This window comes from Acidobacteriota bacterium (assembly GCA_034211275.1).
GTDB lineage: Bacteria > Acidobacteriota > Thermoanaerobaculia > Multivoradales > JAHZIX01 > JAGQSE01.
Genome location: JAXHTF010000160.1, coordinates 1 through 15,745 on the forward strand (window position 1 = coordinate 1; position 15,745 = coordinate 15,745).

The 15,745-nt window shown below is 67.8% G+C and carries 10 protein-coding genes; 3 read left to right on the top strand and 7 right to left on the bottom strand.

Features of this window, described 5'->3' with window-relative positions:
• Positions 1-61: 61 nt before the first annotated feature.
• Entirely contained in the window at positions 62-805 is a 744-nt protein-coding gene (locus SX243_19455; protein ID MDY7095159.1) for a TonB family protein, read from the bottom strand.
• 91 nt (positions 806-896) lie between these two features.
• Here SX243_19455 and SX243_19460 point away from each other — a divergent pair, with 91 nt between their 5' ends.
• Entirely contained in the window at positions 897-1,538 is a 642-nt protein-coding gene (locus SX243_19460; protein ID MDY7095160.1) for a hypothetical protein, read from the top strand.
• Positions 1,539-2,019: 481 nt separating this feature from the next.
• Here the strand turns inward: SX243_19460 and SX243_19465 are convergent, their stop codons facing one another.
• On the bottom strand, positions 2,020-5,514 hold the full coding sequence (locus SX243_19465; GenBank protein MDY7095161.1) for an SUMF1/EgtB/PvdO family nonheme iron enzyme: 3,495 nt from the start codon (positions 5,512-5,514) through the stop codon (positions 2,020-2,022).
• Between the two features lie 718 nt (positions 5,515-6,232).
• On the opposite strand from SX243_19465, the gene uppS reads away from it, so the two are divergent.
• Complete coding sequence (uppS, locus tag SX243_19470) at positions 6,233-7,111, top strand: polyprenyl diphosphate synthase (protein MDY7095162.1); 879 nt, start codon at positions 6,233-6,235, stop codon at positions 7,109-7,111.
• Positions 7,112-7,468: 357 nt separating this feature from the next.
• On the opposite strand, the gene SX243_19475 is transcribed toward uppS, so the two are convergent.
• The 3 genes from SX243_19475 to egtB form a co-directional block, all read right to left on the bottom strand.
• Positions 7,469-8,983: an RsmB/NOP family class I SAM-dependent RNA methyltransferase gene (locus SX243_19475; GenBank protein ID MDY7095163.1), complete on the bottom strand. Its 1,515-nt coding sequence runs from the start codon at positions 8,981-8,983 to the stop codon at positions 7,469-7,471.
• The gene (locus SX243_19480; protein ID MDY7095164.1) at positions 8,980-9,879 is read right to left on the bottom strand and encodes a hypothetical protein; all 900 of its coding nucleotides are present in this window, start codon (positions 9,877-9,879) and stop codon (positions 8,980-8,982) included. Before SX243_19480 ends, SX243_19475 begins: the two co-directional genes overlap by 4 nt.
• A gap of 110 nt (positions 9,880-9,989) precedes the next feature.
• Complete coding sequence (egtB, locus tag SX243_19485) at positions 9,990-11,369, bottom strand: ergothioneine biosynthesis protein EgtB (GenBank protein MDY7095165.1); 1,380 nt, start codon at positions 11,367-11,369, stop codon at positions 9,990-9,992.
• A 250-nt stretch (positions 11,370-11,619) separates the two neighbouring features.
• Here egtB and SX243_19490 point away from each other — a divergent pair, with 250 nt between their 5' ends.
• Positions 11,620-12,948: an aminotransferase class V-fold PLP-dependent enzyme gene (locus SX243_19490; GenBank protein MDY7095166.1), complete on the top strand. Its 1,329-nt coding sequence runs from the start codon at positions 11,620-11,622 to the stop codon at positions 12,946-12,948.
• A gap of 3 nt (positions 12,949-12,951) precedes the next feature.
• Here the strand turns inward: SX243_19490 and SX243_19495 are convergent, their stop codons facing one another.
• A complete protein-coding gene (locus SX243_19495) occupies positions 12,952-13,755 on the bottom strand; it encodes an SDR family oxidoreductase (protein MDY7095167.1) in 804 nt (267 codons plus the stop codon).
• On the bottom strand, positions 13,752-15,745 hold a 1,994-nt coding region (locus SX243_19500), incomplete at its 5' end, for a rhomboid family intramembrane serine protease (GenBank protein ID MDY7095168.1). The genes SX243_19500 and SX243_19495, both read right to left, overlap by 4 nt.

Below are 15,745 nucleotides of genomic sequence, written 5' to 3' on the forward strand. Positions count from 1 at the left end.
TGAAAACGAAGGGACCAACAAGTGGGTACCACCCCTGGCACCCACTGGTCGGCGAGGCCCTTCAGTGGGTCTCGAACTGCACCGTCACCGTCATGATCACCGGCACTGGACGGTCGCGGAAGACGGCCGGCTTGTAACGCCATTGCTGCACCGCCTCCACTGCCTGCCGGTCGAGGCCGGCGGGGAGCCCGCGGAGCACTTTCACGTCGGTGACCTGGCCCTCGGCGTCGATGATCGCTTCCAGGATCACCATCCCCTGGATGCGCAGCCGGCGGGCGGTCTCGGTGTAGCGAGGCTCCACCCGCGACAGCGGCTCCGGCGGCAGCACGCCAGCTCTCAGGCGCATGGGCTCGGCGCTCTCCTCCGGCTCCGGCGGGCCGGCGGGGATCACCACCGGTTCGTCCACTCTGGGCAACTCCAGATCCGGCGGCGGTAGCTCCTGGGGCGGCTCGAGGATCGTCACCTCCTCGAAGCTGGGCACCGTGATGGTGGCGCGCTGTCGGGGCTGGGGCGGTGTCGGAGTCACTGGCGGCGGCTTGGGCGGTTCGAATTTGATATTACTCAGCACCGTCACCGGCCGTGGTTCTTCCGGCGGTGTGGCCTCGGTGGCGGGGATGGAGAAGGAGGTGAAGAGGAGCGCGACATGGACCACGATCGCCAGCGTCCAGGAGATCACCAGCCCCTGCCGCGGTTCTTCCGTGGGCTGCCAGCGGGCGGGGCAGGGGAGGGGCTCTGCAGCGGCGATTTGGCCACCGGCTCTGCGCGTCGGGGTAGGCAGGTGGGTCGTGGGGTTCGTCTCGTTCATCGCGACCTCCTTCCGGGGGGAGAGGTTTGCCGTTGCTTCTTTGGACCCCCGCCTCGGGAATGAAGTTCCCTGAGAATCGGTTCTAGTGAACGTGATCCACAAAACTTTGAGCTTGTTGTTCGGCATCCTGCTTCTGGTCTCGACCGCTCTCCCGTCGGAGGCCGCCCAGCGTGGGAAGAAGAAATCCGACCCCGAAGGCCCCGTCCCCGAGGGCCGTGTCGAGGTCACCGGCAGCTCTCCCGAGTCTCTGGTGCTGATCTTCGTGCTCAACGGCCAGGGCGAGGAGATTCGCGACGTCGCCTACGACGCCCGCTTCTCCCGCGTCCGCCGACCCTGCCCGCCGGACGAGCCGACCGAAGGCTCCACTGCGAACACCGGTGAACCCCAGCCGGCGAAGATGTGTCCCCAAACCGTCCTCCGCCGCATCGGCTTCCCTCCCGACCTTCCGCACCCGGACCTCCCCGGCGGCCCCAAGTCTTCCCCCGGCCAACAACCCGCCGCCGACCTCCCCTGCGAGCGCCTCGAGCTCCAATTCGTCCACATGAACGGTCGCCCCATCTCCGAAACCGTCCCCCGCCACGGCGTGCGGCCGAAGAAGCTGCTGCGGTGGTTCGTGGCAGGATCGTTGTTGGAGGATGGCGGGACGGTGAAAGCGGTGTATGACTGCCCGCGGGCGGAGGGGGAAGAAGGCGCGCCCTCCGAGCAAGCTTCGCAGGCCGGATCGTCTTCCTAAAGTTCGACGGCTGATGGTGGGCTGGCGCCCACTCTACAAATTCTTCGCTCAACGCCTCCGGTAGGGTGGGCGCCAGCCCACCAAATCTCTGCAATGTCCAAGAAAGTCTGGTGCCGATGCTCCTGCGTAAGCACCCACTACGGTGCTCTGTGCGCTGTGGCCGAAGCCCCGCTCCAGCGGGGCGGGTAGAGAGTTGAGAAAGGCGATCTTGGGCGTGTCCGGTCGGTCCCCAGCCCGCGACGCTGGAGCGTCTCCCGTTTGCTCCTACGACAGCGTAGGAGCGAGCTCGCTTCTCACTTCTCGTTCCCACGGTCCACCGTGGGAACCTCTACGGTCCCGCGAGAGGATGAGCTGAGGCCCCGCTCCAGCGGGGCGAGCTATAGGTCTGGAGGACTATCCGAAGCTGGCTTCAGCTGGCGGCGTCTGGGTAGCCTAAGGATTGGATCCCCGGGCTGTGCCCCTGGACCCCCCGAAAGGCAGATCAAGAATCAAGGTTCCCAGACACCGTGCTCGGGGAAGGACAGCACACCCGAAACCCGAAGCCGTCGTAGCGGCGGTCGGGCTCGACCCTGCGGCGGACTGCGGACCGCAGGAACCCGGCGACGACCCACCAGGCGCCGCCCCGCAGGGGACGGAGATCGTTGTCTAGCTCGTCGCTGCACCACTCCCAGACATTGCCGGCGAGATCGAGGTGGCCGTGGGCGCCGGCCCCGGCGGGATAGATCCCCACCGGGGTCGGGTGGCCCCCGGCGCTCTGATCGAAATTCGCCAGCTCGGGGGTCGGGTCGGCGGCACCCCAGGGATACTCGCCGCCGCCGGGGTGGGTCGCAGCGGCTTGCCATTCTTCTTCCGTGGGCAGCCGGATAGTGCAACGGCTCTGATTCGAAAGCCAGCGGCAATAGGCTGTGGCTTCCCACCAGGAGACCTCGGTCACCGGCCGGTTGGGGGTCTCCAGCTGCTCCTCCCAGGAGCCTGGGGTCTCCCATCCCTGCTCTTTGCGGACTTCCCAGGCATCACCCCAAAGAGCCCGCTTGTCGTAGTCTCGGTCTTCGACGAAGCGGCGGTACTCTTGAACCGTCACCGGATAAATCCCCAGCTCGATGGAGGTGCCAGGGACAGCGCGGAAGTTGTCTTCGTTGGGGTGGAGCCGCGGATCGCCGCCACGGCCAAGCGCCTCGGCTGCGGCGCGGCGGTTTTCCACCGGAACCCGTGCCGCACCCTCGCGAGTGAAGATCTCGAGGCTGCGGGTGAGGGCGCCCTCGTAGCTCTTGTGCAGCTCCGGCGCCGGCCGATAGCCGCAGGTTTCGAGCGGTGGCAGGAGGCGCCCGAGGATGCCCACCCTGCGCGCTTCCTCCGCCAGCTCCGGAGTCTTGCCGCCGGCGCCGAGGATGCGCTCGAGCAGCTGGTCTACTGCCTCCTGCTTCTTGAGGTCGTAGAGACAGGTAGCGAAGAGCTCGGTGGTTTCCCACCACTGAGCCTGGTCGAAGCGGCTCTCGAGCTTCGGCCACCAAACATCCATCTCGCTCCGCGCCAGCTCCAACGCCGCCAGGTACTCCTGGAAGGTGAGATGCCAGAAGCGCAGGCGGTGCCCGGCCAGCTCCTCGATCACTCCGCTGCCCTCGCACTCGAAGAGCAGCCATCGGCGGATCTGCTGGTCGAGACGTTCGCCGTCGAGAGCCGGAAACTGCCGTGCCAAAACCGGCCGCGCTCCTTGCGCGGCGAAGTCGAGCTCGAGAACGGATTGCTTGCCCAAGGCCGTCTCCATGGCCTGTAGCGCGATCGCCGACAGCGCCCGCTCGGCCTGGTCCGGGTTGAGCTCGAGATTTTCCTCGCGGAGCCGCTCCCGTGCCTTGAGCAGCCAATGGAGCACTCCTTTGTAGACTCGGGAACGGACCTCCGGGAGGTCGTTGTTGTTCCAGTGGACCACGCACAAACAGGTCAGCATCACCGGGTTGCGGGCGATGGCGCGGACCTTGGGACGGGTGAAGATTGCCTGTCGGAGCCGCTCGAGATAGCGCCCCGACCGGCCTTCCCGGGCTCGCCGGGGATCCTGACGGTGGATCGCCGCCGTCCAATAGGCCAGAAACTCCTCGATCTGGTCGTCGTCAAAGGGCTCGACGGTGGCGACCTCGAAGCCGAGCTTGCGGACGGGCTCGGTCTGGAACGGCCGACTTGCCAGGATCATGGGGCACTTCCAGTGCTCCGCTGCGTCCCGGACGATGGAGAAAAGGCGCTGGCGGAGTTTCTGGTCGGCCACCTCGTCGAGCCCGTCGAGGAGCAGCCAGGCGCGGCCTTCCTCCAGGAGCTTTTTCCAAGACCTGGTACCGAAGGTGCTGGGCATCTTCCGGTCTTGCCAGTCTGCCCGCAGCAGATCGAGCAGTCGGGAGCGGTCGTCCGCTCCGTCGTCGTCACCCAGCACCGGAATCAGCCCGGCGAGGCGCAGGAGGATCGGCACCGGAGGACAGTCGAATTCGAGCCCGAGATGGTACTTGCTCCAGGTGGCGCCTTTGGGTCCGGGGCGGCGGTCGGCGTCGCGGGCGAGCATGCAGGCGATCAGCTGCAGGAAGGTGGTCTTGCCGGCGCCGGGCTCGCCCTGGATGAGCACGCGCCGGTGGTGCCGGAGCACGACTTGCAGCGCCTGGGCACCGGAAGACCGGATGGCTTGCTCCGGTGACGGCCCGCTTGGATCACGGCTGGGGGGCTCGAGCATGGAACCGCCGCGGACGCGCAGCGGCGTGTAGAGATTCTCGATGGGAGGTGCGATGGCGGTTTGGTTTTCCTCGCCGGCAATACCGCGGATCTCGAGAGTCTCGGTGCGCTCGATGAGGCGGGCGAGGTAGGAGCGCAGGTCCGGGCTACTGCGCTGGGAAACGGTCCCGGGTGCGGCTGCCGTTCCGGGGCGCAGGAGCAGACCCTGATGATCAGGGTCTTCGTCGAATTGGGGATCGGGGCCGAAGCTGCGGTTGCCAAAGACTCGTTTGTCGTAGGACCGGGGCCAGATCCGAATCTCGCCGTCTTCGGCGATCTGTCCCCAGCTGTACCCGAAGGCTCGCTTCTCTTGCCCGCTGCCCCAGCGCTCCAGACCGCACAGCGATGGGGATTGGAGATAGGTCCGGCCTTTACCTCCCAGACCCTTGTGATCGGTGCCGTTGGCGGAATGCAGATGACCGAAGAGGCACGCAGAGAAGTAGCTGGGCTGGTAGATGGACTCGTCGAAGAGGTCGCGGGCTCGGAGAGAAAGCCAATCCGGCGGATGGTGTTGGAGGAGCAGAGCCTGGTTGTCTCCTTCAATAGTTTTGTAGGGCTTTCGCTCGTTCTGCGGAACGAGCGCGGCCCGGAACTGCTCGAGGGGAATCAGCAGTTTGCCGTCAAAATCACCCCCCGTGTACTGCAGCCAGGTGGAGTTGAGGCCGACGAGGGTGAGGGGAAAGGAACCATCCGGTTCCACGACAGCGGTGAAGTCGTTGGGGAAGTGGGAGAAGTGAGCATGCTTGGCTTTGGCAGCGAGCTGCGGGCGGATGCGCTGCTCGAACCAGGTGGAGTAGGCGGGGAGGAGCTTGTGGATGAAGGAGGCGTCCTGATCCTTCCATAACTCTTCGTAGAGATCTGAAACGTCCGCGGATTCGGTAGTGCCATCGAGAGCGCGAAGAATATGGTAGCTGCGTGCTTCACTGCCTTTCTCGGGCCGGGTGATGTCGTGGTTTCCCGGGACGGCCACGAGGATGGGCTCAGGGGCGCCGGAGCGCCGGAGGTGCCCCAGCACGTCGTCGAGAAAGGCGTCGACCTGCTCGTATTCTTTCTCCTGGCCGGAGTAGGCCAGGTCACCGGTGAAGAGCAGCAGGTCCGGTGGGCCAAGGCGCTCGCACCATTGATCGAGGTCGGTGAGGAATTCCCCTTCGACTTGTTCCCAAAGCTCCTTGCCCGGACACCCGTAGTGCAGATCCGAGAGGTGGAGCCAGCGGATCGGTCGTGTCATGCACTCACTCCTTTGATGAACTGCGGGGATTCTAACCGAGGAGACGGGTGCTTGCTGGGGCGCTCTGGGGGGCGGTTGCTGATGCGGAGTGGCAAATAGCCGGCCCTCACTCCCCACCACCGCGTGGATTCCCGCGTTCGCGGGAATGACGGGCTGGGACGGTGGCGAGGAGTAGCCGCTGCGGGGAGCTCACAGACGTCGTCGCTCCGAAGCCGGCTGGAAGCCGGCGCCCCCAGGGGGGAAGGCTCGTGGCCCGGCAGGGTGGGTGGGGGTGTCGTCCCGGCAGGGCCGAGATGGAGTAGCGAGGTATTTCAATGCCTCGCGGCGCTGCCCACGAAAACGCTGCTTGACCTTCACCCCCCGCCCCCGACGCTGGAGCGTCTCCCGGGAGCTCCCACGCTGGAACGTGGGAGCCAGCGCTTTCTGGTCTTCGCTCCGAAGCCGGCTAGAAGCCGGCGCCCCCAGGGGGAGAACTCCTACCTTTGCCCTCCCCCCGCCCCAAAACCGCCTCAATTCCCTGTTCCAATCTCCCCAGGCCGGCGAGCGGGCCGCCCGTCGAACCGGCGCAGGGCACCGCGGCCCGCCGCTTTGACCCCAATCGACCGGGGTTGTAGGCTTGGCGGCACGGTTTCGGGGTCTCACTCAGGCCGCGACGGATGGTTTCTAATAAGGTTGGAGCCTCCCGCCAATTCATCCAGGCAGACCTTCCAAGGGCAACATGCAATCCACTTCGACCTCGACTCCGGCGACCACCACCGCCACCGTTCCGTCCGTCCTGCCCCAGCGCGGGCTTCGTCATTTGTGGCGCTTTGCCAAGGATTTGATCAAGGCGCCGTTCTATGCGGTGTACGAGAAACGGCTGGCGGCGGAGTCCCATGCGTGGACGTTGCCGCAGCATATTGGGTTGATCATGGACGGCAACCGGCGGTTTGCGCGCCGGGCGGGGCATTTGAGCCCGTCCTTTGGGCACCAGCGGGGAGCGGAGAAGCTGATGGACGTGCTCTCCTGGTGCTACGAGCTGGGCATTCCGGTGGTGACGGTGTGGAGCTTTTCGCTGGACAATTTCTACCGCGACACCAGCGAGGTGGAGAGCCTGCTGGAGCTCTTTGAAGAGAAGACCCGGGAGATGGTGGACAGCGACGAGGTGCACCAGCGGCAGGTGCGGGTGCGCTACATCGGCAAGTTGGAGCTGCTGCCGGAGAGCCTGCAGCGGGCCATCGCGGCGGTGGAGGCGGCGACGGCGCATTACACCAAGTTTCACCTCAACATCGCCATGGCCTACGGCGGCCGCGAGGAGATCACCGACGCCTTCCGCCGCTATTTGGAGGCAGAGGAGCGTAGCGGCAAGAAGCTTTCGGACGTGGTGGAAACGCTGGATGATCGGGTGCTCGAGCCCTATCTCTACACTTCGGGGCTGCCGGAGCCGGATTTGATCCTGCGCACCAGTGGCGAGGTGCGCCTCAGCGGCTTTCTGCTGTGGCAGAGTGCCTATTCCGAGTACTACTTCTGCGACACCTGCTGGCCCGCCATCCGCCGCATCGATTTCCTCCGCGCCCTGCGCATCTTCCACCACCGCCAGCGCCGCTACGGGCGCTGAGCGGCCCGCGGCCTGACTCCTGGCACAGGTTGTTCTGGAAATACCTCCCCCGACTGCTACTCCCCACGCTCGGACCGGTCTCGCGCCTAGAACGACCTGGATCCAGCCGGTAGGGGCGACCCTCGTGGTCGCCCGCGGCGAAGGTCCGTGAAGACTGAGGGCAGACACAAGGCCTGCCCCTACCCTCAGATCTAGACTGCATCTCGTTCGACCTTGTTCCCACGGTCTACCAGACGCCGGAGTTCCCAGGTCTCTTGGATGGGGTTGTCTTGGGCCGGGTGGGGGAGTCGTCCCGTCAGGGCCGAGATGGAGTAGCGAGGGGTTTCAACCCCTCGTGGGGCTGTGAGCAAACGTTGCTCAGTCAAACGCCGACCGCTCCTCAGCCAGGGCCCAGCCCTTGGGGAAGAGGCTGCGGAGGGTGCCCTCGTCGGGGCGGTAGCTGCCGATTCCTAGACCGACCAACAACTCCGCCAGAGATCCCAGTGCCGCCCGAGAGCCGGTGTCGCGGTAGCGCACCAGGACGTGGCCGGGCTCCAATTCTGCTTGTTGATCCGCAGTGAGGTCGATCTTCTGCCGATGCAGGAAGGCGTCAGTTTGGGGCTGGTCCAGGTCGACGACGTTGCGGCGGGCAGCGGGGGCCAGGTAGAAGGCGCCGGCGGTGGTGAGCTTGGGTTGGGCCATGTCGGTGTGCAGGAACGGCATCCCGAGGGTGTGGCTTTCCGGTCGGGCCGGGGGCTGGAGGCCGGTGGCGGCGGCGTTCAGGTAGCGCTTGTTGGCGCGGAAGAGGCGCAGGTTGGCGAAATGCTCTGGGGAGACGCCGTAGCGCTCTTCCAGGTGCCCGAACCAATGGCGGCTTGTGTCCTCTTCCCGCAGCTCCGGCGGCGGGGGCGGGGCGGGGGCGTCGCGGCCGGTGGCGGCGACCTTCTCCAGCACGGCGACGAAAAAGCCGCCGGTGTCGTTGTGGTGGGGGAAGGCGCGGAGCGCTCCTTCAAGGCTCGGATCGAAGCGTTTGTCCTGCCAGGCCACGAGGCCGGGAGCGGACCGGAAGCCCTCGATGCGCGCCTCCCGCACCTCCAAACAGCCGGGGAAGGCTTCCAAGGCCCGCTGCACCACCTGCTCGTTCTCCTCCGGTGCGTAGGTGCAGGTGGAGTAGACGATGCGGCCGCCGACTTTGCACAGCTGTACCGCCTTGCGCAGCAGCGCCCACTGCACGCTCGACAGCGAGCCGGGGCGGCTGCGGCGTTGGGGGTCCCACTCCTGGGAGCTCTTGCGGGAGGTGCCCTCGCAGCTGCAGGGGACGTCCGCCAGCACCCGATCGAAAGCGCCGGCCTCGTTGGAGAAATTGCCGCCGTCGTAAACGGTGGTGACGCAATTGGTCACCCCCAGCCGGTCGAGGGCCCGGCGCAGGATGCTCATGCGGCCGAGGTTGCGGTCGTTGGCCACCACGCAGCCGGTGTCGCCGACCCGGAAGGCGATCTGGGCGGTTTTGTTGCCGGGGGCGGCGCAGAGGTCGAGGATGCGTTCGCCGGGTTGGGGATCGAGGAGGGTCACCGGCAGCAGTGAGACCTCCTCTTGCACGTGGAAGAGGCCGGTGACGTACTCCAGGCGATTGCCGGGCTGGGTCTCCGCCGGCAGCCGAAGCGCCTGGGGGTACCAGGGCAGGGGCTTGGCGTCGAGACCGGCGGGGCGCAGCCGGGCCGCCAAATCCTCCGGAGCGATGCGCCGGGGGTGAGCCCAGATGCACACCGGCAGCGGCCGCTCCAGGGCGGCGACGAAGGCTTGGGGGTCGTCGACCAGCCGGCGGTAGCGCTCGAAGCCGGCGAGGGAGGAGGGCTCCGCCGGGCTTTCTTCGGTGGTGAGATCCGCCGTCATGAAGCGCCGTCGGCGGCGTCCAGCAGCTGGCGGCAGGCGGCGATGGCGGCGCTGACGAATTCGCCGGCGCGGCGGGCCTGCTCGCCGGCGTCGGAGAGCTCCACCAGAGCCTTGGCCGGAAGCATGCCGCCGATCCATCCCTCGGTATTCCACTGGGCGCCAGCGGGGAGCTCCGGTAGAGCGGAGGTGTCGACGCCGTCGTGGGGCCACAGGTTGACGTAGAAGTAGGGCTCGCCGTCGGTGCCCGCACCGGGCATCAGGCCGACGCCGATGGTCTGCGCTTCCTGGTCACCTTCGGCTTCGCTGACGGTGATCAGGCTGGCGAGGTCGAAGTGATGGGGCCAGACGAGAATGGGGCCGGCACCGGCCTCGGCGGCCATCCGATGCTCGAGGAGGAGATGGGCGTTGGCGAAGTAGCGTGCCAGCTCGGCGAAGGCCGCCGGCGGCTGGCGGGAGAAGCGGTGTTGATCGCTGATGGCCTCGCCGGCGATGTCCCCGGGGGTGGCGAGCTCCTTGGGCAGCGGACGTCCCAGCAGGCCTTCCACCTCTTCCTCCAGCCAGTGGTAGATCTGGGCCACGGTGCGGCCGGAGAGGGGTAGCTCCGCCAGCCGCACGTTGTCCTCGGAGAGCATGATGAGCTCCAAGTCTTCCGGCCGCAGGGCGGTGTGGAAGGGCTGGCTGGCCTCCTCCACCGGCCGCTGGGCCATGGCGCGCATACCCGGGAACCAAGAGAAGGCTTTGTGGCTGTCGTCGGGTGCCGGCTCGAGGAGGGTCTTGCCGACGACGGCGGCCACGCGGGCGGCGCGGTGCAGTTGCAGACGAGGACCGGCGAGGCTCTCGGGAGCGACGGATCCTAGGGTTTGCCAGCTATCGGGCCAGGAAGATGAAGTGGTCATGATGGGTTGGCTCCTGCGGTACATCTCCGCGTTCATCGCTGCCGGTCGGGGCTCGTTCAAGCTTCCATGGGGCCGGCGTCGGTGGCGCGGGTCTTGGGGGTTTGGGGGTCTTAAAGGTCTCGCGCGGGTCGAATGCCGGTCCACTGAAAACGGGTGTCGGCGGGCCAGAAGTTGCGGTAGGAGACCCGAATGTGGTCCCGCGGCGTTCCACAGGAACCGCCCCGCAGGACTCGCTGATTGTCCATGAACTTGCCGTTGTATTCCATCAGGCTGCCCTCGAAGGGGCGATAGCGGGGATAGGGCTCGTAGTGGCTCGAGGTCCATTCCCAAAGGTCGCCGGCGGCCTGCCGCAGGCCGCTGCCGCGGGCCGGAGCCGGATGGAGACGGTGGTCGTCGAGGAAGTTCCCCTGGGCGGGATCGAACCCGAGGGTGCGGGCGCCGTGCTCCCACTCCTGCTCGGTGGGCAGGCGGGCACCGCGCCAGGCGTCGTCCTGCTGGCCGCGCCAGCGCAGGAATGCGTCGGCCTCGTAGAAGCTCACGTGGCACACCGGCTCCGCCGGGTCTACCTCGCGCACACCGCCGAGGGTCCACAGCCACCAGCGACCGTCCCGCTGCTCCCAGTAGAGGGGATGGCTCCAGCCTTCTTCCTGGCGGCGAGCCCAGCCGTTGGACAGCCACAGCAGCGGGTCTTCGTAGCCGCCGTCTTGGATAAACTCCAGGTATTCGCCGTTGGTCACCAGCCGGTCGAGGAGGGCGTAGCCGTCGAGCCAAGACCGGTGCACCGGCATCTCGTTGTCCCAGCACCAGCCGCCCTCACGGTTGCCGATCTCCACCAGCCCCCCTTCCACCGGCAAAAAGCTGCTCGGGCCGGGATCGTCCCCGGCGGCGGGAGCCTCGGCGGAAGGCTCCAGGTAGGCTTCTCGCAAGGGACCGACGTTGGTGCCCAGGATGTGCTTGATCTCGGTGGTCAGCAGCTCTTGGTGCTGTTGCTCGTGATGAATGCCGGTGGTGACCAGGAAGGCCAGATCCGCCAGGCGATCCTCGGGGCAATCTTCGATAAGCCGCTCCAGGCGCCCATCGACGGTGGCGCGGAAGCGCAGCACCTCGTCGGTGGTGGGGCGGGTGACCAGGCCGCGCCGGGCGCGCTCCAGGCGCGGGCCGAGGCTCTGGTAATAGGAGTTGAGAACGTACTCCAGCCGCTCGTCCTCGGGTTGGTAGAGGCCTTCCGGCTGCAGGATGTTGCGGGCGAAGAACCAGCTGGTATGACCGAGGTTCCACCACGGCGGGCTGACGTCGGGCATGGATTGGATGCGGTAATCCTCCGGCGCCAGGGGCTCGCAGAGGCGCAGGCTGGTGGCGCGCACGCTCCGGAAGGCGGCGAGCAGGTCAGCCCGTTGCACCGAGTCCGCCGGCGGGGCGATGGGCGGAAGGCCGGAGGGTGCGGAGGAGCTGGAAATTCTTGAAGAGCTGCGGTCAGCGGAGGTAGCCATGGCGACGGGGTCCGTTCTATTGAATCTTGCTCGAGGGGATCGTGCTTCCGAATCGGTCTGGATCAGGGAGCCAGAGCGCTGATGCCGGCAGTCCCTCTCGGTGGGAGTCGTGTGGTTCTGGGGTTGCAGGACACGCCCCTGAAGGCATCCTAACAGAGGCTTCGGCTTCTGGCTCGCGGGTATGAGAGCATCCAGACTCCAGCGCTGGACCAAGCCCAAGACTTCGTAGCAGCAGCCCTCAGGAGAATCCGTGAGCCGAGACCACGAAACCCCACCGCCCAGGAGCCCCCAAGCCGAGGACGTGCTATCCGAGGATTGGCCATCCGGTGATCCCAAAACCGGCGAAGAAGCTTCGTCCCTGATTCCGCCCATCGATCCCCAGGCCTTCCGCTGGCAGGGAGATGGGGACGAACCGGTGCTGTGGGTGATGCATTGTTCCGAGGGACCGGTTCCGGCGGAGGCGGTGGCTTCTGCCGGGGGATTCCTGGACAAGGAAGCGGCACCCTGGCGCATACGCTGGGTGGAGGACTTTCAGGGCATTCCGCAGCGGGTGCGGCGGGCGGCGGGGAAGGTGCTGGGCTGCGCGGCGGAGGACGTGACCCTCACCGCCACCACTTCCACCGCCTTGGGAACCATAGCCCAGGGTTATCCGTGGCGCTCCGGGGACGAGGTGGTGGTGCCGTTGGGGGAGTTCCCCAGCAATCTATGGCCCTGGCGAACTCTGGCGCCCCGGGGGGTCGGCCTGCGGGAGGTGCCGCTGTGGGACGGTCACCGCGCCGGGGCCGAAGCCTTGGCGACGGTTCCTCCCACCCTCGACGCGGAGCCGGAGCAGCGGCTGCTGGACGCCATCGGCCCCGCCACGCGGGTACTGGCGGTGAGCTGGGTACGCTTCCAGGACGGTCTGCGCCTGGACCTGCCGCGGCTGGCGGAGGGCTGCCGGCGCCGTGGGGTGGATCTGGTGGTGGACGGCATCCAGGGCGCCGGCTGCCTGCCGCCGACCCTCGAGGGCGTGGCGGCCTTCGCCACCGGCTGTCACAAGGGGCTACTGGCGCCCCAGGGCATGGGGCTGCTATGGACCTCGCCGGAGCTGCGACAGCGCCTGACACCTCCCGGCGGCTGGCTGTCGGTAGAGGACGCCACCGACTTCCAGCGCCCTTCCACGGACTTCGACCGCGGCTTCGTGGCCGGCGGCGAGGCGCTGGAGATGGGCGTGCCCAACCTCCTCGGCTGCGCCGCCCTGACGGTTTCCCTGGAGCTCATCGCTGCAGCGGGACTGGCGGCCATCGCCGCCCACGTGGACGCTCTTCAGGAGCTCTTCTTGGGAGATCTCCACGAGATTCCGGACTGGCGGCAGGAGGCCCGGCGGCTGGAGCTATTACGCCGTTCCCGCAGCCTCGGCCCGATCCTCTCGCTGCACCACGGTGGCCGCGGCGGCGAGGTCCTGGAGGAGCTTATGGAAGAAGGCTTCCAGCGCGGGATTTACTCGTCGGTGCGCGAAGGCTATCTGCGCATCGCCTTCCACGGCTGGCACACCTCCGAGGACGTGGAGCGGCTGCTGCGCTGGCTGGCGGAGCTCTGAGCTTCAAGTCCGCAAATAGGAAGCCCCGTTGAGGTCGAGGATGCAGCCGGTGAGGGAATCGTTGCCCGGCGAGGCGAGGAAGACCACCGAGCGGGCCACTTCCTCCGGCGTCGCCACCCGGCCGAGGGGGCTCTCGCGGCGGATCTCGTCTTCCTTCTCGCCGTGGACGAAGGGAGCCACCCGATCCGTATCCACCCAGCCCGGGGCGATGGAGAAGACGAAGACGCCGTGGGGGGCGAGAGCCTTGGCCAAGCTCTGGCCGAAGGCGTTGAGGCCGGCCTTGCTGGCGCCGTAGGCGGGGGCGTCGGGCTCACCGCGGAAGGCGCCGCGGGAGGTGATGTTGACGATGCGGCCGCCGCCGGCCTCCACCATGTGCCGGGCCGCCCCGTGGCTGAGCACCGCCGGCCCCAGGAGGTTGGCGCCGAGGGTGCGGCGCCAGGCTTCGTCCCAGGTAGCGGCGTCGCTGGTCAAGGGCGGATGGGTCTCGAAGATGCCGGCGTTGTTGACCAGCACGTGGAGTCCCCCACAGCGTTCGAGAACCTCCTCGATCAGGCCGCGGGCGGCGGCGGGATCTCCCAGGTCGGCCCCCAGGCAGAGGTGCTCGGAAGAATCCAGAATTGCCGGCAGAGCCGCGCGCAGGGCTTCCGCGGCTTCCCGCCCGCGGTGGTAGTGCAGCACCACCCGCGCTCCGCGGCGGGCGAAGGCGTGGGCGATGGCGCTGCCGATGCCGCCGGAGGCGCCGGTGACCAGAACCACCTGACCGTCGAAAGAAGCAGCTTCGGGAGTGTTGGAAATAGCGGGGCTCATGGAGACCTCCTGGTGGGTTGCCGGGGGCGCTCGCTGGGAGCCTCGGGCCTGGAAGTCCCCGGACCCGGCAGCTCTGCCACCTCCGGATCGGTGGCTTCGAAGCTCCAGCTGGCCTCCGGTCCCGGGGTGCGCTCCGGGCGCTCTACGGTGAGCAATTGCACGTCGCTGGCGGTTTCGAGATAGGCCGGCAGCGGCGGGCTGAGGTTGGCGCCGGCGGCCCAGCGGCCGGAGCGGGCGGTGAATTGGCCCAGGATGGCCTCGCCGTCGAGGATCACGCCGCGCACCAGCAGGGCGTTGCCGGCGAGGTCCGCCGGCACGACGAGGGTGGCCTGCCGCTCGCCGTTGGTGATCTGCAGCTCGCACCGCGGCGCCGACGATCCCGGTGGCAGCTCCAGCCAGGGGCCTTGCTCCCGCACCCGGGCGAGCTCGAAGCGGGCGAGCTGAGAACGGTAGAAGGCGCTGCGCTCGTCTCGGCGTTCGGCCAGGGGGCGCTCGAGCTCGGCGGCGCGGTCAAAGTCTCCCAGTCGGTAGTGGAGGGTCGCCAGGGTGTCCTGGAGCTCCACCTCGCCGTCGGCGCCGGAGCCTGCTTCCTGCGCCGACGCCTTGAGCTGTTCCAGCGCTCGGCTCAGGGCGTCCCGGGAGGCGCGCAGCTCCGTCTCCGTCGCTTCCGGCCGGATGGCGCTGGTCCAGGCCGCGAAATTGACGATCTGTGGCGGCGTGTCCGGGTTGTCCAGCACCGCCATCTCCATCGCCGCCCGCTGCTCCGGAGTCGCGGTGAAAAAGCGCGCCAGCGTCCAGCCCTGGACGCCCAAGAAGAAGATCGCCAACCCAGCTCCCAGCACCGCCATTCCTTGGCGGTTGCGCTGCCGAAGGTGCAGCAGGTTCGGCTCCCCCAAGGCCAGGGCGCCGAGGAGCGCACCGGCCAGGAAACCGCCGGCGTGGGCGGCGTGGTCGACGTTGAAAAAGAGGGCGGGGAGCAGGAAGGCCGCCGGCAGGAGAATCCAGAAAAGCTTCGACGGGGCGGTGGGGAAGTCCTCCCGGCGCCGCCAGATGAAGACCGTGTACACCCCCAGTAGCCCGGCGAGGCCGGTGGAGGCGCCGAGGGAGAGCCACGGTTGGGTGATCCAGGTGCTGGCGGCGGCACCGGCGACGCAGGAGAGGCAGAAATAGGCGAGCCAGCGCCAGGAGCCCAGCAGCGGCTCCAGCAGTCGCCCCAGCAGCACCAGCCCCCAAACGTTGAGGCCGAGGTGCAGGAGCCCGCCGTGGAGCAGGTTGGCGGTGATCAGGCGCTGCCATTGGCCGGCGCCCACCAGGGTCGACGAGTTGGCCCCCAGGCCGAGGCTGAGAATGGGGTTGAACAAACCGCCGGAGACAACCTGGATGGCGAAGAGCAGGACCAGCAGGGCGCTGGTGGCCAGGGTGGCGGGGATGGGCGTTTTCTGGATGCGCTCCGCCAGCGCCGCCCGTCGGTCCATGGCCGCCAGTTGCTCCTCGCCGCCGGGGAGGTCGGCGATGCGCTGGCGGATGGAGTCGGCGATGCGCCGGGGAGCTTCGGGATCCTTGAAGAAGCGTCCCGGCAGGCCGGTGGCGGGAGCTCCCTCGACCCCCAGGATCAGCCGGTGCTCGCCCTGCTGTCGCCAGCAGTGAGCTACCCGCAGCTGGCTGTAGGGCACCCTCCGGAGCGCGGATTGGCCCTTACCGGCGGAACCGATGAACGGACCGCGGACGCCGTCATGGTGCAGCTCGATGGGGGGCAAGCGGGTGGGCTGCTTGTAAGTGAGGAACATGATCAGCCCCCAGGCTGCGGCGGCGCCGAGGCTGTAGAGCAGAGTGTCCAGCCCGCCCTGGGTGGCCAGCGGCTGGTCGCCGCTGCTGTCGAGGATGAAGAGCAGCAGGATCCACGCGGCGACGGCGTGGAAGATGCCCCGCCGGACCCCAGCGAAGGGATCTCGGGGAGGTCGCAGGGGGAATCGTTCAGGAGTGGGGTCTA

Excerpts from the sequence above, each read along its gene's own strand:
- SX243_19455 (MDY7095159.1), bottom strand. The coding sequence starts at position 805 with ATGAACGAGACGAACCCCACGACCCACCTGCCTACCCCGACGCGCAGA.
- SX243_19465 (MDY7095161.1), bottom strand. The coding sequence starts at position 5,514 with ATGACACGACCGATCCGCTGGCTCCACCTCTCGGATCTGCACTACGGG.
- uppS (MDY7095162.1), top strand. The coding sequence starts at position 6,233 with ATGCAATCCACTTCGACCTCGACTCCGGCGACCACCACCGCCACCGTT.
- SX243_19475 (MDY7095163.1), bottom strand. The coding sequence starts at position 8,983 with ATGACGGCGGATCTCACCACCGAAGAAAGCCCGGCGGAGCCCTCCTCC.
- SX243_19480 (MDY7095164.1), bottom strand. The coding sequence starts at position 9,879 with ATGACCACTTCATCTTCCTGGCCCGATAGCTGGCAAACCCTAGGATCC.
- egtB (MDY7095165.1), bottom strand. The coding sequence starts at position 11,369 with ATGGCTACCTCCGCTGACCGCAGCTCTTCAAGAATTTCCAGCTCCTCC.
- SX243_19495 (MDY7095167.1), bottom strand. The coding sequence starts at position 13,755 with ATGAGCCCCGCTATTTCCAACACTCCCGAAGCTGCTTCTTTCGACGGT.